Annotated in this window: 9 protein-coding genes; 6 read left to right on the top strand and 3 right to left on the bottom strand. The window is 38.6% G+C overall.

The window, feature by feature from the left end:
- Positions 1–200: 200 nt before the first annotated feature.
- The 3 genes from Q0093_RS08920 to Q0093_RS08910 are packed head-to-tail and all read right to left on the bottom strand — an operon-like array spanning position 201 to position 5951.
- On the bottom strand, positions 201–1649 hold the full coding sequence (locus Q0093_RS08920; protein ID WP_297929797.1) for a glycoside hydrolase family 125 protein: 1449 nt from the start codon (positions 1647–1649) through the stop codon (positions 201–203).
- Positions 1650–1671: 22 nt separating this feature from the next.
- Positions 1672–3918, bottom strand: coding sequence for a GH92 family glycosyl hydrolase (locus Q0093_RS08915; protein WP_297929791.1), 2247 nt, complete (start codon positions 3916–3918; stop codon positions 1672–1674).
- Positions 3919–3950: 32 nt separating this feature from the next.
- A complete protein-coding gene (locus Q0093_RS08910; protein ID WP_297929790.1) occupies positions 3951–5951 on the bottom strand; it encodes a glycoside hydrolase family 2 TIM barrel-domain containing protein in 2001 nt (666 codons plus the stop codon).
- A 197-nt stretch (positions 5952–6148) separates the two neighbouring features.
- On the opposite strand from Q0093_RS08910, the gene Q0093_RS08905 reads away from it, so the two are divergent.
- The 6 genes from Q0093_RS08905 (at position 6149) to Q0093_RS08880 (ending at position 20878) form a co-directional block, all read left to right on the top strand.
- The gene (locus Q0093_RS08905) at positions 6149–10144 is read left to right on the top strand and encodes a hybrid sensor histidine kinase/response regulator transcription factor (protein WP_297929788.1); all 3996 of its coding nucleotides are present in this window, start codon (positions 6149–6151) and stop codon (positions 10142–10144) included.
- A 39-nt stretch (positions 10145–10183) separates the two neighbouring features.
- Complete coding sequence (locus Q0093_RS08900) at positions 10184–11221, top strand: glycoside hydrolase family 43 protein (RefSeq protein WP_294178583.1); 1038 nt, start codon at positions 10184–10186, stop codon at positions 11219–11221.
- Positions 11222–11437: 216 nt separating this feature from the next.
- Positions 11438–13462 (top strand): VCBS repeat-containing protein, encoded by a 2025-nt coding sequence (locus tag Q0093_RS08895; protein WP_297929786.1) that lies wholly within the window; start codon positions 11438–11440, stop codon positions 13460–13462.
- A 133-nt stretch (positions 13463–13595) separates the two neighbouring features.
- Complete coding sequence (locus Q0093_RS08890) at positions 13596–16523, top strand: DUF4982 domain-containing protein (protein WP_297929784.1); 2928 nt, start codon at positions 13596–13598, stop codon at positions 16521–16523.
- A 111-nt stretch (positions 16524–16634) separates the two neighbouring features.
- Complete coding sequence (locus Q0093_RS08885; RefSeq protein ID WP_297929782.1) at positions 16635–18575, top strand: sialate O-acetylesterase; 1941 nt, start codon at positions 16635–16637, stop codon at positions 18573–18575.
- Positions 18576–19045: 470 nt separating this feature from the next.
- Complete coding sequence (locus Q0093_RS08880) at positions 19046–20878, top strand: T9SS type A sorting domain-containing protein (RefSeq protein WP_297929780.1); 1833 nt, start codon at positions 19046–19048, stop codon at positions 20876–20878.
- The last annotated feature ends 135 nt before the right edge of the window (positions 20879–21013 follow it).

The following is a 21013-nucleotide window of genomic DNA, read 5'->3' as shown; positions in this document are numbered from 1 at the left end:
TTAAACGAACGTCTAATCAGACACATTTCCACCTCTCGTATTTAATTTTCATATCAGATATTATTTCAACTAACACGTCACAAATATATTCTATTTTATCTGCTTTTTATTGTACATGCCGTTCAAAAAATAGAAATTTCGGCTCAAATTGATAGATAAATTAAAAGCGGACTAATCATTGTCCGCTTTTAATGAGAGTTTTAGCTGATTTCGGGAATACTGTTTAATAAATCGATCTTTCCGTCATTGATTAATTTGAGAATAAGTTCTCCGAACAGAGAGTTTTGCCAAGCAAACCATGAACGGGTATAATCGGATGGATTATCTTTATGAAAAGATTCGTGCATAAATCCGGTATTTGCATCGGTCTTTAGCAATTGAATGATACATTCTTTTATTTCTTTATCGTCTCGGCTCGTAAAAGCTTTCATCATAATACTCATAGGCCAGATCATATTATATCCGATATGCGGTCCTCCGATTCCTTCACCGGCTTTACCTTTGAAAAAATACGGATTATCTTCGCTCCATACAAACCTGCGCGTATTTTGGTAGATAGGGTCTTTTATATCGACATCTCCCAAATAAGCCATTGCCAACAAACTGGGGACATTCGCATCGTCCATAAGCAGTTGGTTACCGAAACCATCTACTTCAAATGCATATATTTTCCCGTATTTGGGATGTTTATAAACGGCGTATTTCTTTAAAGCGTCACTAACCTCTTTTGCCAGATCTTTACATTGATCTGCCAGTTGTTTCTCTCCGTTTACTTTTTCAAGTATTTCTGCCGCTTTTTTCAATGAAGTTACAGCAAAAAAATTAGAGGGCACGAGGAACAAGAATGTCGTTGCATCATCCGAAGGGCGGAAAGCTGAAGCGATCAGTCCGACCGGTTTCACCGGATGCCCGTATCCTCCGTTAATCATTGTGTCCGAGGCCTTTTCGGTTTTTCTTGTAAAAGAATATGGTCCGAGTCCGTTTTTTCGTTGTTGTTCTTTGAATGTTTGTAAAATAGAAGCAACGGCTTTGACCCATTTATCATCAAAAACAGATGTGTCTCCTGTTACTTTCCAGTATTCGTATGCCAATCGTATCGGGTAGCATAGAGAGTCTATTTCCCATTTTCGTTCATGTAACTCCGGTTTCATTTTTGTATTGTCGCTCATCCAATATCCTCCCGTAGGACCGTCATTAAAAGCATTGGCGTAAGGATCGAAAAGAATACATTTAATTTGCCTCCGAATTACACCTTTCAGCATCTTTTGTAATTTTTTGTCTTGTTGGGCGAATCGGAGATAAGGCCATACTTGAGCACCCGAGTCTCTCAGCCACATGGCATGTATATCGCCTGTATATACGAAGGTATCGTCTTCTCCGTCCTGAGTTCTGTAATGTATGGTCGTGTCGAGCGTGTTTGGCAGACAGTTGGAGAACATCCATGCCAGTTTTTTGTTTTTCAGTATTTTACTGACTCTGTCGATTTCATCATCTACTGTTTGTGAAACGAATAAACGGGAATCGGGACGTTTAGATTGATATACCGTTGTATTATCTTGTACGGCATACGTTGGAGATTCGGCTTGAACTTCAGATAAATAAAATGTCGATAAGAGCAAGCCTAAACCCAGTATGTTTTTTGTTTTCATCATAATGTTATTTTTAGTGTGTTTATAAATTCGATGGTTTATCGGTCATAACGAATCGTATCGTTTCTGCGTTAATCAAATCGAAATAGTTGATGAATGGTCGGTTCAACTGTTTATTATCTATGAATATTTCACGAATATATTTATTTTTTTCTGAAAGGTTTTCCGCTTTTATCGTTAATGTTTTATTTTTTCCGTTTATAGCTAAATTTACTCGAGTTTCGGGAAATTGCGGTGCTCCTATCGCAAATTCGTTGCTTCCGGGTGTTACGGGATAGAATCCCATGACTGAGAAAATATACCAGGCCGACATTTGTCCGCAATCATCATTTCCGTTTACTCCGTCGGGAGTGTTGCGATAATTGATACGTGTGTGTTTACGTATCAATTCTTGTGTTTTCCAAGGCTGTTCACAATAATTATAAAGGTAAATATAGTGATGTCCCGGTTCATTATCGTGACGGTAGTGGTCTTCATTGAAGTTTCGGTCGAGTTTAGCGGTAAATGCATCTTTCCCACCCATCATTTCGATCATTCCGGGAATATCTTGAAGAACACAAAACAGATAAGTCCATTTTGATCCTTCCGTGAATCCGTGTCGGTTGTGATCATCCAGATCGATCCATTCTCCGTTATATTTACGGGGGAGCATAAATCCTTTTTCTGTATTATAAATGTTTTTGTAGTTTTGAGACCATTGCATAAGAGATTTGTAATCATCCTTTTTACCCATTTCTTTTGCTACTTGTGCGATACACCAGTCGTCATAGGCATATTCTAATGTACGAGATACCGATTCGGCTGTTTTATCGTCAGGTACATATCCGATCGTGTGATAAAAACTTGCACCTGCTCTTGCTTCGAAAGAAGTCCATCGGTCACGGTCTCCATAGCGCCTTTGTGTATCGCAGTCTGGCGGAACCATTGCATTTTTTCGCATAGCCTCATAAGCCAGATCGGTGTCGTAATTACGTATTCCTTTCATATATGCGTCTGCGATAAGGGCATCGGCATGTGTTCCTATCATAATGTTCGTATATGAGGGATTCGGCCACATTGGCATCCATCCGCCTTCTTTGTACATTTGTAGAAGCCCGGTAATCCAGTTACCTGTCAATTCAGGTTCGAGAAATGTCATGAGAGGATGAAATGCTCGGAATGTATCCCATAAAGAATAATCGTTGTAAGATATTCCTTCGTGTATTTTGTCATCGAAAGCACTGTAGTATTTACCATATTCCGAAAATTCGCGAGGGAATAAGTAACAATGGTATAATGCAGTATAGAAAATACTTTTATCATTATCTCCGATACCGGAAATTTCTATCTTCGAAAGCTTATCATTCCAAGCTTGTTTCGTCATTTGGCAGAGACGGTCGAAATCCCAATCAGGCAATTCTTTTTCCATGTTGATACGGGCCTGTTCCAAACTGATGAACGATGTAGAAATTTGTGCCAAAACCTGGCCTTTATTCGAAGGTTCAAACTCTACGAAAGCTCCCATTCGAGTACCGCTTTGCTCTGTTTTTCCTTTAAAAATATCAGATTCGCTCCATGTCCCGAAGTCTTGTATTTTTTTATTGAAACGAATGATGAAGTATCCTTTGAAATTGGGTAATTCCGGACCTATTTGAGCTGATTGGCGATCAGGATTATAACCGATTATTTCGTTGTTTTCCGGATCGATTTTGATCCATCCCTTTATTTTTTTCAGACGAGGTCCGAAATCGTTGCACCAGTCGTTAAGCTTTGGGTTCAGGTTGATACCTTGTATGATTAAACGAGCATTTTCGTTTTTCGGAAATGTAAAACGGAACAAGGCGCAACGACTTGCCGCACTTATTTCGGCTTTGATACTTTTTTTATTTTCTAAAGGCAAGTTTACGGAATAATAATAAGGTGTAGCCTTTTCCTGCTTATGGTCGAAAACTATCTGTCTATCTTCCGGCAATACTTTTATTTTTTCTCCTATTTGAGGCATCAAAGAGACGTAACCGTAATCTCCCATCCATACGGTCGGTTGATGTGATGCTAGAAACCCCATGATAGATTTATCATCGTAAACATAGGCCATTGTTCCTATTTTGTTTTCTCTTGTTTGTGGTAGGAAATTGGTCATAGCGAAGGGTGTCCCGACAAATGGCGCAGTACCACCTTCTCCTTTCAATGCAGTTCCTATCATCGGATTGACATAGTCAACTACGCTTTTCCCGAGACAAACAAGAGAAACGGATAGTGAAAGTAAAATGAGAAAAGATGTCTTTTTCATGTTGTTGTGTTTGATTGTTAGTATTGAAAATTTTAATTTTCCAAAATCCATTCGCATTGATCTGTTATGGTCTTGTTATCGAATGTCCCGGATACGCTGATTTTGTTTTTTCCGGGTTGCAACCGAACGTCCTTCCAAGTAAAAATATTGTGATCTCCGGCACTACTGGGGTATTTAATCCCGTTTACATATAAAGTAATGTCTGAACAATTCGAGTATATTTTTATTTCGGTTTCCGGTTCTGTACGTTCGATATGACGTTTGCTCGTAATATGTAGGACAGGTTTTTTCGACCAGTTTGCTTTATAGAAATAAAATGCATCTTTCGGAGTTTTTCGGTCGTATGTAACCAATCCTTTGTCGTTCATGCCGTAAGTATCACCTTCTTTCCGTCCACCACTGGCGAAGTCGAACATATTCCAAACAAAAGATCCCCAAACAAAGTCTCTTTTGTCAATTTCTTTATAATTTCCTTCATGAACGATCGCTTGCCATTCTTCAGGATGGAAATCTCCTTCGCATTTCGGAGCTTTCTTCATTCGCTGTTGATGATGTTTAATGCTTGCTCCAGCTCCGTATTCACTGATGCAAACGCCTCTTTTTTCATCTTTTTTCCAATCGATCGACGGTCCCATTGTTTCAGGTTCAGCCCAGTACCAGCCCGGGTATGTGTTAAATGCCATGATATCGGTAATCGTGTTCTCCGGTCGTCCTTCGATGTTCGCTGCTGCTACGGTAAAGCGGGTAGGATCTTCTTTGTGCGCGAGGTTGTTCAGCTCTGCGACCAGTTTCTCAGGATTTCCTTTTACCAATTCGTTGAAAAGACTCCAGCAGAATATCGAAGGGTGATTGAAGTTCTGGCGAATGAGTTCGGTCAATTGTTGTTTCAGATTTTCCTCGAATGCAATCGATTCGGTACCGTTTCCGATAAAAGGTATTTCAGCCCATACCAACAGACCTTCTTTATCACAAAGAGAATAAAAATAGTCGGAATGGGGATAATGTGCAAGTCTTACACCGTTTGCTCCTATCTCTTTAATAAGTTGCATGTCTTCTTGGTGATCTTCTTCACTAATCGCCCACCCTTTTCCGGGGCGGTCTTGATGACGATTTACCCCTCTTATCTGATAAGATTTTCCATTCAAGAAAAATCCTTTTTTCGGGTCGACTTTGAAATAACGCAATCCTGTATATACCGATAAGGTATCGATGACTTTTTTTCCTTGTAATAATTCGCAAAAGAAACGGTATTGGTTAGGTTCTGCTTTGCCGTTCCATAAAATAGGGTTGTCTATATATATTCTTTGATCGATAGCTGCCGTGTTTTCCGAAGCTTTGATTTCTTCGTTTTCAGAGGTTATTACGAGTTTGCCAGTCGGATCGAAAACAGAAGTACGTAGTCGTAATTTTTTATTTCCATATATATCTCCGTCGATCTTTGTGATAATATCTATCGTAGCTTTATGATCCTGTATTTTTGTTTGTTTTATGTATATTCCCGATGAAGCATAATCGAGCGGAGTTATACATGTGCGAGGTAAAATTAAGAGAGATACGGGACGATATATTCCTCCAAATACAGTAAAATCTCCGGATAAAGGAGCTATATCAGGGTTGAGGACATTACTGGCTTTTACGACCAGCTCATTATTTTTTTTCTTAAGATACGGCGTGATTTCGAAACAGAAAGCATTAAATGCACCTTTATGATTACCGAGATATTGTCCGTTCAGAAATACATCTGCTTCTTGGCTGACCGCTTCGAATCTGAGAAATACCCGTTTTTTTTGTATATTTTTGGGAGAATCGAAATTATACCGATATGTACCTTTTCCCCGATAATAATTTGCCGTTGTTCCGTCTTGTGCATTCCAAGTATGCGGAACGGATACTTGTTCAACTTTTGCCGGTGATTCTGTGTCGCCTTTAAAAAATTGCCATTCTCCCGACAAGGAAACCCTATCTCTGAGTTGAGCGGATGATTGAATAATTAAGAATACGAAAAAAAATGAAGATAACTTGTATTTAAGCATGGCATTCAATATTTAAATTATATTACAAATATAGAGTGAATCGAGGAGTGTTCTTGTAATGCAGGTGTCAATTTTTGAAAGATTTGTTTCATTTACACTGTTATGAAGTGTTTGAGATATTGTAAATTCAACCAGATTGCTATTTTTTGGAATATATGTTCTTTTTTTTATATATACATTTGCAAAAAGTAATTGTTATGAATACCATGAAGAGGTATATTTTAGGAATAATTTGTTTGCTGAGTCTAATTACTTTACAGGCTCAGGATTATTCGTTCAGATATTATTTTACGGTTATAAACGGACGTGATGGGCTCTCTCAGACCGACATCAAGGCTATATTGCAGGATAGTGAAGGGTTTATGTGGTTCGGAACTCGTAATAAATTGAATCGTTTTGATGGGAATTCTATTCGGGTATTCGATTGTTACGATTCTGTCGCCAATAAAAGAAATAATAATATTTCATCGCTTTTTGAAGATAAGAATAAACATCTGTGGGTCGGTACGGATAAGGGGATTTTTATTTTCGATCCGGTTTATGAGACTTTTACTTTTGTCAACGACTCGACTGAGAACGGAATAAGAATGAAAGATTGGGTATCGGATATAAAAGAAGATGCCGATGGCAATATATGGATTGTCTTGCCTAATCAAGGATTATTTAAGTATAATGGAGATGGTCTCGTACATTATCCGTTCGGGGATACTAAACTCCCCGACCAAGGTAATCCTCAATGCCTTTGTGTCGATCGAAGCGGACGATTGTGGGTGGGAACAAATGGTAAAGGTGTTTATCTTTATAATAGAGAAAATGGCAGATTTACTCAATATTTAGGTAATAATGCCGGAGAAACGTTATTGGGGGAGAATATTTACAAAATGTGTGATTATGGAGATGAGTTGGTAATCGGAATACATGAAGGTAAATTAAGAAAATTGAATAAGCGAAAAAATACATTAATAGATGTGAGTGCCCCCGAAGTTCATTATAAAATTATTCGTGACGTAGTCTGTTTTGACGATGAGTTATGGGTAGGAACTCAATCGGGCGTTTACGTTATTAATGAGTCGAAAAATAAGGTATCGCATATTTATAATGATCCGATGTGTCCTTACTCCTTGTCTGATAATCAAATAGGTCGTATTTACCGGGATAGGGAAAACGGGATATGGATAGGAACTAATTTGGGAGGAGTAAATTATTATCCTCAGAGGGGAATAGAATTTATACGGCATATTCCTCTTAGCCGTCCTTATACGATCAGTAGCAAACGGGTGCGGGAATTTGTAGAAGATGAGGATGGAAATATATGGGTCGGTACGGAGGATGCCGGTGTCAATATTTACGATCCTCAGACAGGCGCATTTAAGAAAATAGGACGAGATGTTGGTCCTAAATCGGTTTGCGATAAGACATTGGCTCTTTTGTCCGATAAAAATCATATATGGATAGGTTCTTTTAAGAACGGTCTTGATATAGTCGATCGGAAAAATTTTTCAGTCCGTCATTATTCTGGTGAGCAATTGGGATTGAATGAGGCCAGTATATATGCTTTATGTGAAGACCACAAAGGTAAAATCTGGATCGGTAATGCTTGGGGAGTGTATGTCGGGGATAAGAAGACGATGAATTTTACTCGGCTTCCTCAATTCGGATTGAGCTATATATTCGATATAATAGAAGATTCTGACGGGTATATTTGGGTAGCGACTATGGGAAACGGAGTCTATAAATATAATCCTGAGGATGGAAAAATAAAACGTTATGTACATCATGAAGGAAATGAAACAAGTTTAAGCTCTAATTCCGTAAGCAATATCAAGGAAACTTCTTCTGGAGAGATTTGGTTTTCTACAGATCGGGGAGGGATATGCCGATACAATAAAACGGAAGATAATTTTACGACATTTTCTGAGAAGCAAGGACTTCCTGATGATACGGCATATAAAATTTTAGAAGATAAAAATCGAAATTTATGGTTCGGTACGAATAAAGGACTGGTAAGATTCGATCCTGAAACAGGAAAATGCGAAGTATTTACTACCGATAGCGGTTTACCGGGTGATCAGTTTAATTATAAATCGGCATTTATGAGTTCGTCCGGTGTGTTTTATTTTGGTAGTTCCGAAGGTTTGATCTCTTTTGATCCATATCAGATACAGAAAAATAGTTGCATACCTTCGGTTTTTATTACGAAATTGTTGATCGGAAATAAGGAGGTTACACCACATTCGGAAAATTCACCTTTACAAAAAAGTATCTTATATACTGATAAGATAACGTTGAATTATGATCAGGCGAATATCGGTTTCGAGTTTGTGACATTGAGCTATGTAGCGCCATCTGCGAATGTATATGCCTATAAAATGGATAATATTGACGATGATTGGGTATATATGCGTGATAATCATAATGTTTCTTATGCAAATATACCTCCCGGAAAGTATACTTTTCGTGTAAAAGGAGCTAATAATGACGGATTGTGGAATGAGGCAGGAGCTGTAGTCGAGATCACTGTTTTACCACCGTGGTGGAGAAGTCCGCTGTCGTATGTCATTTATTGTCTTTTGGCCGTATGTATATTTTATTTATGGTTTCGTTGGTATAAGTCTAGAAGTGAAATAAAATCGGCAGAAAAGCAACAGCTATTTGAAAGTGAAAAAGAGAAAGAATTATACAGTTCTAAAATAGACTTTTTTACGCATATTGCCCATGAGATACGTACGCCGGTAACTTTGATCAACGGGCCGTTGGAATCTATGTTGGAAATGAATATCACCGATCCGGAGATGAAAAAGAATCTTCAGATAATGAGCCGGAATACATCGGAATTACTGGCTTTGATCAATCAGTTGCTGGATTTTAGAAAAATGGACGGCAATCAGATGCAAATGAACTTTGTATCTCTGAATGTTGTGGATATATTGAAAGATGAATATCAGCGTTTTGAGGCGATGGCTTTATCCGAAAATCGACACATGGAGCTTTCTTTACCGGAATCTGATGTTTATGTATCGGCCGACCGCAGTTCTTTTGTGAAAATATTGAATAATTTGTTTTCGAATGCAATCCGTTATTCGGATGACCGGATTATAATAAAGTTAGAATCGGAAGAGACCGATTTTAAAATTGTTTTTTTGAATGACGGGCAACTGATACCTGTTGAATTGAGGGAAAAAATATTCGATCCGTTTTATCAAATGAAAAAAGATGCGAATGCTTTTTCGAGTTCGGGTATAGGCTTGTCTTTAGCCAGATCTTTAAGTGAGCTTCATCATGGTTCTCTTACACTTGAAGAAAGAGATGGTATGAATTGTTTTGTGTTGAAACTCCCTATGGTACAAAATGTAGAGAAAAGTGATGTACTGTCTTTGAATGAGGAATTGCTGCCGGAAGATAGCGGTATAGACGATGAAAAGCAGAATGCAGAAGTGATTCTTGTAGTGGAAGATAATGTAGAGCTTCTTAATTTTATGGTCGATAAACTGAAACAGCAGTTTGTCGTGGAACAGGCGCAGAATGGTGTCGAGGCGATAAAAATATTGGAAGAAAAGAATATAGATCTTGTGATTTCAGATATAATAATGCCGGAAATGGACGGGTTTGAACTTTGTCGGAATATTAAATCCAATATTGAATTTTGTCACATTCCGGTTGTATTGCTGACGGCCAAAAATGATTTGGATAGTAAGATCGAAGGGTTGAAAATGGGTGCTGACGTATATATAGAAAAGCCTTTTTCTTTTCAGTATTTATTGGCTCAAATAACTTCTCTATTCGATAATAGAAAAAGGGAAAAAGAAGCATTTATGAGAAAGCCCTTCTTACCGGTTTCTTCTATGGGAATGAGTAAGGCGGACGAAGAATTGATGAATAAGTTGATCGGTATTATAGAAGATAATATAACTGATCCGAATTTTGGAGTAGAACGTTTATCTGAAATTGTCTATATGAGCCGTTCAAGTCTTCATCGTAAGATAAAAGTCATAGCCGGATCTTCTCCTGCTGATTTTATCCGATTGATTCGTCTTAAAAAAGCGACAGAACTGATTATTGACGGACGCCATAGAATAGGTGAAATATGTTTTCTCGTCGGAATTAATTCTCCGTCATATTTTATAAAATTGTTCCAAAAACAGTTCGGTATGACACCAAAAGAGTTTGAAAAACAGCAGCGGCAGTCATCTTAGCCGATGCGCTGATTATTAAATAAATATAATCTGAGAAATATGAAAAATTTTTGTTTGTTATTAGCATGCCTCTGTGTATGCGCGGTTTTCTCGTGCCGTGCTCAAAGTATTATGCCGGGAAAAGAATGGAAAGATACGGATGGAAATCCGATAAATGCACATGGTGGAGGTGTGCTGTATCATAACGGGACATATTATTGGTATGGAGAGTATAAAGGTAAGCATACATATCGCTCTCCCGGTGTTGATTGGGATTGTTACAGGACCGAAGCTGGCGGCGTTTCATGTTATTCTTCAAAAGATTTGTATAATTGGAAATTCGAAGGTGTCGTATTAGAGCCAGATACGCTAAACCCTCATTCCGATATACACCCTACTATGGTCATAGAGCGTCCCAAAGTCATATATAATGATAAAACCGGAAAATTCGTTATGTGGATGCACATAGACAGTTATAATTATTGGAAAGCTGCTGCAGGAGTCGCTGTTAGTGACTCTCCGACCGGAAAGTTTACATATTTAGGTTCGATGCATCCTAACGGGCAGATCAGCCGGGATATGACTCTGTTTAAGGATGATGACGGAAAGGCCTATCATATTTATTCTTCAGAAGGAAATGCCACCCTTTATATTAGTTTATTGACTGATGATTACTTAGATCATTCCGGGACTTATACGAGAAATTTTCCGAATAAGTTTAGAGAAGCTCCGGCCATATTTAAGAGAAATGGGAAATATTATATGGTTACTTCTGGTTGTACAGGGTGGGATCCTAACGAGGCGGAATATGCTGTGGCAGAATCGATATTAGGGCCATGGAAAGCTGTTGAAAACCCTTGTCGGGGTAAAGATGCCGATAAGACTTTTTACGGGCAAAGCACTTTCATACTGCCGGTAAACGGGAAGAAGGACGGCTATATAATGATGTTTGACAAGTGGAATAAAACGAATTTGATTGATTCGAGATATATTTGGTTGCCCATTGTTTTTGAAGGTGAAAATCTCACGATTCCATGGATGGAGGCTTGGAATTTAGACAATATGGATTTCCGTTTTGTCGGTGAAAACCGAAAGTAGGATTTAATCTTCTATATATTGGATTGGGAGTCTGTCTAAAATTTCCGATAAGAAAATTTAGACAGACTTTAAGCACTTAAAAATAGTTGTAGGGGTAAAGTATAGCTTTATTAATTCGAGATTTCTATTTATTGAACGATTTGTGTTATAAAAGAAGGTAATGAATGAGTATCTTTATCGTGATAATTTTATTCTATGTCATAATAAACTAACATCATGAAAAATAGGTTAATAAAGGAAATCTTGCTATGGGGTGGAATTTTTTGTAGCCATATGCTGTTGCAAGCTCAGGTTGCGGGAGATGTTGCAAATGTAAAATTTGAAGAAGTAGAGAACCCCGTTCCTAAACAGTCTGCTGTAGGAGGTAATAAAGGGTCGAATCCTGCCGGTTGCTTTTATCATGCGACATATACCGGAAGTGCGTGGGGTGATTATAATAATGACGGGTATTTAGATCTTTTTTATAGCGATAAGAACGAACATATTCATGCATCGAAAATCCAGTCTAATTTTTATAAAAATAATGGAGACGGAACATTTACTCGGCTTGAATCTCCTTTTGAAGGAACTGCTTTTTCTTGTCCGATATGGTTCGATATGAATAATGACGGTTTGTTGGATCTCCTTCTTCCGGGTTTAAGTGATTGGAATTATGCATGGTTGGATGGAGATACTCAATTTGATCAAATAAAGATTCATTTGTATATCAATCGAGGAATAGCCCCTGATGGAACAGTTACTTTCGAGGAAATTCCTGAAACGGATACAGGTATATTGCCGATATATAACGGTAAAACCGGAGGTAAGGGGCATAATTGGGTTTCGGTCGGCGACTATAATAATGACGGGTATGTCGATATTATTATGACCGGTTTCGATGATTGTGCACGTCCTGATTCGGAACATCCTGAGGATGCCGTAAGGGTTGTTTATTTGTATAAAAATATAAATGGAGAGCGTTTTGAGTTACAATCATCTCCGTTGAAAGGCGGAAGTGCGTTTCATGGAGAGACGGACGGTAGCGTTTGTTTTTCTGATTTGGATGGTGACGGATGGTTAGATATTATGTCTTCGGGATACGGCCTTTCTCGAAATTCGGAATTACATATTTATTGGAACAATGGAGACGGAACTTTTACAGAGAGTGACCAAACTTTTTGGGGAGTAAATGATTCTTCGTGCGGAGTTTGCGATTTGAATAACGACGGTTTACCCGATCTTGTAGTTGCCGGATATTATTTTAATACTAAAACCAAGAAGTTTTATCTGTACAAAAATCTCGGTGATCGAAAATTCGAACAAACCGATGTGGCCATTTTAGAAGGAATAGATGGTGGACAATTGTCTTTCGGGGATGTAAATCAGGATGGTCTGGCAGATATTTTAGTCGGAGGACATGGTGCGGAGCATGAACATACGACTTGGTTGTATATCAATCAGGGAGACCTTGATTTTGCCGTATATGGAGCTCATTATGATGATCCTTTCGGTAAAAAAGGTCATTTAAGCCGGATAACGCATGGAAGTCATCACCTGATTGACTATAATAACGATGGCTTTTTAGATGCTTGGCTTATGGGATGGTCTAGTGGAGAGTGTTCGAATGGTTGTGAAGCGAAATTGTGGAAAAATATAGCTTCGACAAAAGGCGTAAAATCTAATGAAGCTCCTGATGTTCCTGCAAATCTTGTTGCTTCTTTTGATAAAAGTACGGATATGGCGACATTTACATGGAGTGCACCGACTGACGATGTGACTCCGTCTGTAGCATTACGATATAATTTTTATCTTCGTGAAAAGGGTTCTGATAAAATATTTATGACTGTTCCGGCAGATCTTCAGACCGGATTTGTGCGAGTGGGAAAAATATCGGGCGAACTTGTTCGATGCTCTTATCAAATGAATATTAAAGCTGCGGGAGAGTATGAGTGGGGAGTGCAGGCTATCGATAACGGAAATAAAGGCGGAATGTTTGCATCATCTACATTAAAAGTAGAGGAGGTGAGCGGGATAGATGCCATTTCAAAAAATGACGATATTCGAATATGGAATTCAGGTTCATCATTATATTATGCGATTAAGGATGCCGGAGAATTAACTCTTTTCAATGCTAATGGCGGAATCGTCTCTCAAAAACGAGTTTTTCAATCCGGTAATTTCGAGCTACCTGAAAAAGGGATTTATATTGTTATGATCAGAACAGCCTCTTCTGTGAAAAGACAAAAGATCAGTTTTACTTAAAAAATGAACCTTGCTTCATTTTTGTGTAATTCCTTATTATAAATAACAGGGAAATGTTTTTGATGTAACTGTTTCTCATGTAATGACCTTTTATTGAATATTATAATACCAAAAAAATAAATCATTTTATCAAATGAGAAAATTTTATCAGATGTTTTTTATTCTTTTATTTGTTCCGTTTGTGGAACAGGTAAAAGCTCAACAGACTGTAAATATAGGGGAGACACCTTGGAAATTCTCTAAAGTGATTCGGCAGGAAAGTAATCTTGTGTCAGGTCTTACAGTACTTTCTGGAACTGATGTAGTTTCCGGAATAAACGATGGAAAATTCGATACTGGAGCTGGAAAACCCCTTGTCGGGAAAAATTATTTTGTAGATTTACTTGAAAAGAAACCGATTGAAAGAATAAAATTAGTATTCAATGGCGACTCGGTACGCTATGTCGCTTGTCGGGTAGAAGTAAGCGATGATAATAATAATTGGAGGATATTGTCTGACGGACTTTCTGTTCAGGAATGCGAATTACATAAAGAAAATATTTTTACCGAGGCGATTAATAACACAATAGGTAATGTTGCCGTAGTTACGAGAACTTTATTTTCTGTTCCGGTTTCAGGCTCTTATCGTTATGTTCGTTTTACCGTTACTGAGTGTCTTTCTTCTGACCGGAAAGATTTATCTGCTGAAATAGGAGAACTTTTGGTTCATCCGGTCAGTCGCAATATTTGGACGGAAAATGAGTTGACCGGTATTGCCTTTGACGATAGCGAATGGGAAACGGTAGGTCTGCCGCATTGTTTTAATGAACGTGATACCTATCTGAATGCAACTACTGGAGAACGTTGCTGGCGTGGAGAAGCATGGTATCGAAAAAAAATGTTCTTTTCCGAAAAAGACCGGAATAAAAAAATATTTCTTGAGTTTCAGAGTGTAAATATCGGTGCAATCGTGTATATCAACGGTCATGCTATTCAAGGGATATTTAAAGCTAAGCAACCCGGACCGGTTACCCATGTGGGTAGTTTTATGCCTTTTGTCGTAGATATTACGGATTATATAAAATGGAACGAAGAAAATCAGGTTGCCGTCAGAGTATCAAACTCTAAAGGTACATTTTTTGCATGGCCGGGATTTGGTGAAAATGAGGGCTTCGGACAAGCGATGGGCGGTATAGCCGCTTCGGTTTATTTGCATAAAAAACATAAGGTACACATTCCTTATAACAGTTATACGCCGTTAAGAAAATGGGGTACTTATTTCGGTACTGTTTCTGCAACTCCTCAGAAAGCCGTTATGCGTTTCCAGACTAATGTGGAAAATGCTACCGATGAAGAACAGGTTGTCGAGTTACGTACTAAACTTATAGATAGAAAGGGTCATACGGTTTTGTCGTTTTCCGACGTAGAGGAGATTGCTCCGGGGCAAACTCGTTTGTTTGATCGTACAGGTTCAGTGAAAAATCCTCATTTATGGTATCCTGTGGGTTGTTCGGGAGAACCTTATTTATATACGGTTTCCAATCAAGTATATGTAAACGGAAAATTGACCGATACGAAAACCGAACGGTGTGGAATACGAGAAATTACTTGGGATGAAGATTATTGTTATGTCAACGGAGAAAAATGTATATTGCGAGGATTCGGAAATCGTAATATATATCCGGGATTGGGTTCTGCCGTGCCGGTATCTTTGCAATGGCAAGATATTGCTTATATTGCCAAATGCGGCGGAAATGCCTATCGTGTAGGACATCAACCTCCTTTTGCTGAAATATTCGAGGCTTGCGATGCTTATGGAGTACTTGTGATTTTGAATACCGGCGATAACGAATGGGCACTGAGGGATGAGCCCTCTCTCTCTTATAAATGGGAATGTGACCGAGATGTGATGATCGCTTACCGGAGTCATCCTTCAGTCGCTGTTTGGGAGTCAAATAACGGATTGCCTTATGAGGGTGAGAAATATTATCCTTCATATACTCTTGAACAGGTGAGAAGATGGGATTATATTCAACCTCGTATCGTCTCTAATCGTGACGGATTCCCTCCGAAATGGAATAAAGAAGATCCTGTTTTGATCGGATACACCAATCGCTATGAGAAGATGAAAGGTTATCCTTCGTACAATTCTGAAGTTTACGGAACTAATTGGAGCGGAAATCCGAGCTGGTGTATAGCCCGTTTCGATTATGATAATGAAAAAAGATTTTCTCAATACTATGTAGAAAATTATCTTCAAGATTTGGATAATAAAGCTTGCGGATGGATCGATTGGATGTTGGCTGAAACGTATGGAGAAGGTTACACTATTTATTTGAACGGAAAACGAAATCAGAAAAGTTTAGGTTCATGTGCAATGGACGGAAACCGTTTCCCGAAATTGAAATATCGTATTTATCAGAATGCACTTTGGATTCCTTATTCTCAAAAACCGGGAGTCGCTTTGCAGAGTCATTGGAATTATTCCGGTATACAGGATGTCGATGCGTGGAGTAATTGTCCGTATGTAGAGTTGTTTATCAATGATAAGTCTTATGGAATCGTTGAACCGGATTCCCGGACACGCAGGTGTACGTGGAAGGATATTCAATGGATTCCCGGAGTTGTCAAAGCTGTCGGATTGGATGTCGATAAGAAACCTGTGTGTTCCGAAAAAATAGAATCTTCAGGAGAACCGTATGCAGTAGAAGTAACGATCGAAAAGCCGATGCCTAAGCCTGACGGAGAGTCGTTTGTTTTACGGGCAAATGCTTCCGATGCGTTTATTGTAACTGCAAAAATTGTCGATAAAGAGGGGAGATGGTGTCCGAGAGCCGATAATCTGCTCAATTTTGAAGTTGAGGGAGAAGGTGTTTATAAAGGATCTTATAATTTCTATGTAACGGAAGGTAAAGAACTCTCTTATCATACACCCGGTGACACCGAATTGCAGGCAGAAGGCGGATTGATGAGAGTTGCTGTGCGTACGACTTTTAATCCGGGAAAAATAAAGGTGAAAGTTAAATCGGAAGGTTTGGTTACAGGAGATGCTTCTGTCCGTTCAAAAAAAGTGAAAATGTAAGAGTAAGAGCTTCTCTAAATTTTAAAAATAGTTTTGTTTTAACAATACATAATCGCCTTGCAGAAAGATCTTGAATTTTTTCTGCAAGGTAATTTATAATGATGAAATTGTATGAATAAGTGTTTGTTTTTATTGTTCTCTTTTTGTATATCCTTATCGATGCAGGCAAAAGTCTCTTTGCCGGCTTATTTTACGGATAACATGATAGTTCAGCAAAAGAGCATGCTTACCGTTTCCGGTGTATCAGCAAATGGAAAAGAGGTTGTCGTAAAAGTCGGATGGAGTTCTAAAGATTTTCGGGTCACATCCGGTATGGATGGAAAATTCGAAGTTCAAATTCCGACCCCTAAAGCCGGAGGTCCATATATGATTACGGTCGATGACGGAGAGCCTCTTTTCTTGCAAAACGTATTGGTCGGGGAGGTATGGCTCTGTTCGGGACAGTCGAATATGGAAATGCCGGTTGCCGGTTGGGGAAAAGTGATGAATTATGAAAAAGAGGTTGCAGAAGCGGTTTATCCTTCTATTCGTTTGTTACAAGTTAAAAAGGTAATATCTCATGTCCCTTCTGAAAAATTGGAGATAAATGGTGATGGTTGGAAAGAGTGTTCGCCTTCAAGCGTAGAGAATTTTTCGGCAGTAGCTTATTTTTATGCTCGTAATTTATGGGAAAAATTGAAAGTCCCTATCGGAGTTATTGATTGTACTTGGGGAGGTACTCCTGCTGAGGCGTGGACAAGCCTTTCGGCATTAAAGCATGTATGGGGTTTTGAAAAAGATGCAGCTCGTATAGAACAGTGTCGTGCCGACAGAGAATTATTGATGGCGAAATATCGGGATGATATGACCGATTGGGAAAAACGTTTGAATGACTGTGATCCGGGAATGAAAAATGGTGTTCCTTGTTGGATTTCCGATGAACAATCGGGTGACGAATGGAAACAGATGAATTTACCCGGAGCGTGGGAATATAACGGGCTTCCTGACTTTGACGGTTCGGTATGGTTTCAGAAAGTTATAGATATACCTTCTGAATGGGAAGGAAAGACTTTAACATTGAATTTAGGAAAGATAGACGATAAAGATATTACCTATTTTAATGGAAAAGAAATAGCCAGAGGAGAAGGATATCATATACAACGTACCTATACTGTACCGGCAGATTTGGTAAGGTCGGGAAAAGGAATTATTACAGTGAAGGTGCAAGATCAGAGCGGTTCGGGCGGAATTTGCGGTTCTCCGGAAGATATGTCGATAGAGGTAGATAATCATAAGATTTCATTAGCAGGAGAGTGGAATTATCGGATAGGAGTACCTTTGTCCCAACAACCTTCGATTCCGTTTTCTCCGGATAGTCAAAATTATCCTTCCGTACTTTATAACGCGATGCTTTATCCTTTACGTCAATTTCCTATAAAAGGGGTGATCTGGTATCAAGGTGAGGCGAATGTAGAAAGAGCGGTTCAATATACTCCGTTATTTCAGTCGATGATTGCCGATTGGCGTAGTTTGTGGAAAAATGATTTCCCGTTTTATTTTGTACAATTAGCGAATTTTTTGAACATGCAGGAGGTACAACCGAATTCTACATGGGCGCATCTTCGGGAAGCTCAGACGAATGCTCTGCATCTTGAAAAAACGGGAATGGTCGTTACGATCGATATAGGCGAAGCGTATGATATTCATCCTAAAAACAAGCAAGAGGTAGGAGCGCGTTTGGCACGTTTGGCACTTGCCGATACATATAAAAAAGGAAAATACGAGATTCCGATGTATAAGAATTTTAAGATCGAGAAAAAATCTGTTATTCTATCATTTAATCAAAATATCAAGGTAAAAGGAGAGTTACCTACCGGTTTTGCAATAGCCGGACCTGATATGAAGTTTTACCCTGCTCGTGCTACTGTGACCGAAAATGTAATTACGGTTACTTCTCCGAAAGTAATTGTTCCTATTGCAGTGCGTTATGGATGGGCTGATAATCCTCCGTGTAATTTGTACGGAGAAAACGGATTACCTCTTGCTCCTTTCCGCACGGATTCATTTGAGTGATTTTTTATTTTCTGCATTTTATTCTGTGATTAAAAAGGGTAAAATGCAGAAAATTGCTATTTATTGAACGCTTTGTGTTATATAAAAAAGATTCAAGTCATTAAATTTGCTATTGATAATTTTTCTATAACATAAAAAGCTAACATCATGAAAAAAACTTTACTCGCAAATTTTTTCGGGTGGCGTTATCTTCAACAGCCAGTTCTTTCGCCCGAAGGTGTGTCGTGCAGAACGATCGATCCTATCCCTAAATGAAATCTGTATAAACGAGTGTACATCTCCGTAGTCGTTTTTTTTGACTTACTATAGTCATATATGGGGTTGAGATGTTCATTGACACAGAATGTCCGTTAGGGAATATTCTTTCTTTTTTGTGCTTATAAAGGTATCAAGGGAGTGATATTTTTATAAGGATAAAGTGTCGTATGCTAAATTTTAATCGAATTAAATCAATAATCAATTTTCTTATCATGAAAAAAAGTACATTTTTTACAGGGTTGTTGACCCTGATGTTTTCTACTTCGGCAATAGCACAAGATTTGACTATCGGGGCTGCAGACTTTATTATTGAAGAGAGCGGTACACTGGATAAACTCACGGGATGTATTCAAAGTACAAGTGAGACTACTCGTATTTGTTTAGGTGAAGTCGATTTTGGAGAGAACGGAGATAAGTATGCTGCTGCCGGTATTGTTTTTGCAAATGGTTGGAGTACCGACGGTTGGGCGATTTTACATGCCGGTCAGGATTATGAATCTTCGAAGCCTTTTACTCAGATGACTATAGATGAAACCAATGGCTATCAAATTTACTATACGTTTGCCGATTCGATGGCCTATCTTAAAGGACCGAATCATGACGGAGTGTTCGAAGGTATTGCTATACCGGGTACGCAATATGTTAAACCGATAGGAAAGCAGAAGGTGTGGCTTACTTTTGTTGCTGGTAATGGGAATATCCGTTCCGTGAAATTCTTTGAGAACCAGTTGCAGCCGGAAGATTTTGTTCAGGAAGAAGATGGCCGTCCCGGATGGTGGGGCGCTCCTGTTTTACGTTTTCCGTCAGAAAGGTCGGGATATGATGAAATATCGGTGAAGAAACTATCGACAGAATCTGTAGCTGCAGTTTCGACGGAAGAAGGTTCGGAATTTAGTGGCGTTCGGATTAATGAAGAAAGCGGTGCTTGGGGTTGGCTTAAAGCCGGATTTATTGCCGATTATGGAGATGTTGATTTCGGTAACGGTTATGATCAAGTAATTGTTTATGTAAAAAAAGATGCAGATCCTAGTGTGTCGAGATTTCTTGAGGTTTATATCGATGAAGTAAAAGAGGAAAACATGATTGCTTCGATTTGGGCGGATATACATATGAAAGAGTTTTATCCGATCGCTAAAAATATTAAGTCTCTTACAGGAACTCATAAAGTATTGGTAAAATGGGCCGGTGAAGGTCCGGACTTGTTGGCTGTGGAATTCAGTAAAGGTGCTAACTGGGACGAAGGACTGGATTGTGGTGTTCAGATTGTAGATCAATTGCCGTCGGAAAATGCGTTCCGTGTTAAATTTGAAGGTTGTATGGAAGGCTTGGCCGAGCCTTGGGCATACGATGTTCTTGCCAATGGACAATATGAAAGTGCGGGTAATATCGGTTATACTAAAAACGGTACGGTCCTTTATCTTTATGATCCGAACACTGATGATGCTCTAATAGACTTTGGTAATGGCGAATATAAAAGTATAGTAGTAGATCATGCTTGCGATAAAACTTGGTTGGGAGAAGTGGAAGATGCAAGCTTCGATTTCTATGTCGATCTTGATCCGAATATGCAATATACTAAAGATGATTGGGCTACTAACTTAGCTGCGATTTTGGAAGGTCATGAACCGATTGCCCGTGTAAGGATTCAAGGTACTACTGCTTGGAGTATAAGGAAACATACTGCCGGAGCGATAATCGGTGATCTTAGCGGAAAACATGATCTTTATATCGTATATAATATTAAAAATGACACTTCAGCCGGAGCTAATGTATTCAATATCTATTTCGATAAAGAAGATATTACAGGAGTACAAAAGACATTTACTGATATAGAGGGTGTTAAGGTATATGCTTCAAACGGACAGATTGTGGTAAATACTGTAAATCCGGTGAATGTAGCTGTTTATACATTGAGCGGTGTAGCTATGTCCGAAACTGTTGCATCGGCAGGAGTGAATACATACGATATGGCTTCAGGGTTCTATATCGTGAAAGTAACGGATGAAAACGGAAATCTTGCAACTTATAAAGTTCTTGTAAAATAAGATCTTATAGAGATTTATTCAGTTTTGGAACTGTTTAATTACTAATTGTTAGACAGTTCTAAAACTATTAATAGGAAAGTGTAAAAAATGAAAATTATATCCTTAGAACTTGAGTTTATAATTAACAATTCAATT

It is taken from the genome of uncultured Coprobacter sp., assembly GCF_947855755.1.
GTDB lineage: Bacteria > Bacteroidota > Bacteroidia > Bacteroidales > Coprobacteraceae > Coprobacter.
Note: the sequence above shows the minus strand (reverse complement) of the source record. Positions and strands in the feature narration are given on the sequence as shown.

Excerpts from the sequence above, each read along its gene's own strand:
- Q0093_RS08920 (WP_297929797.1), bottom strand. The coding sequence starts at position 1,649 with ATGAAAACAAAAAACATACTGGGTTTAGGCTTGCTCTTATCGACATTT.
- Q0093_RS08880 (WP_297929780.1), top strand. The coding sequence starts at position 19,046 with ATGAAAAAAAGTACATTTTTTACAGGGTTGTTGACCCTGATGTTTTCT.
- Q0093_RS08915 (WP_297929791.1), bottom strand. The coding sequence starts at position 3,918 with ATGAAAAAGACATCTTTTCTCATTTTACTTTCACTATCCGTTTCTCTT.
- Q0093_RS08885 (WP_297929782.1), top strand. The coding sequence starts at position 16,635 with ATGAATAAGTGTTTGTTTTTATTGTTCTCTTTTTGTATATCCTTATCG.
- Q0093_RS08910 (WP_297929790.1), bottom strand. The coding sequence starts at position 5,951 with ATGCTTAAATACAAGTTATCTTCATTTTTTTTCGTATTCTTAATTATT.
- Q0093_RS08900 (WP_294178583.1), top strand. The coding sequence starts at position 10,184 with ATGAAAAATTTTTGTTTGTTATTAGCATGCCTCTGTGTATGCGCGGTT.
- Q0093_RS08890 (WP_297929784.1), top strand. The coding sequence starts at position 13,596 with ATGAGAAAATTTTATCAGATGTTTTTTATTCTTTTATTTGTTCCGTTT.
- Q0093_RS08895 (WP_297929786.1), top strand. The coding sequence starts at position 11,438 with ATGAAAAATAGGTTAATAAAGGAAATCTTGCTATGGGGTGGAATTTTT.
- Q0093_RS08905 (WP_297929788.1), top strand. The coding sequence starts at position 6,149 with ATGAATACCATGAAGAGGTATATTTTAGGAATAATTTGTTTGCTGAGT.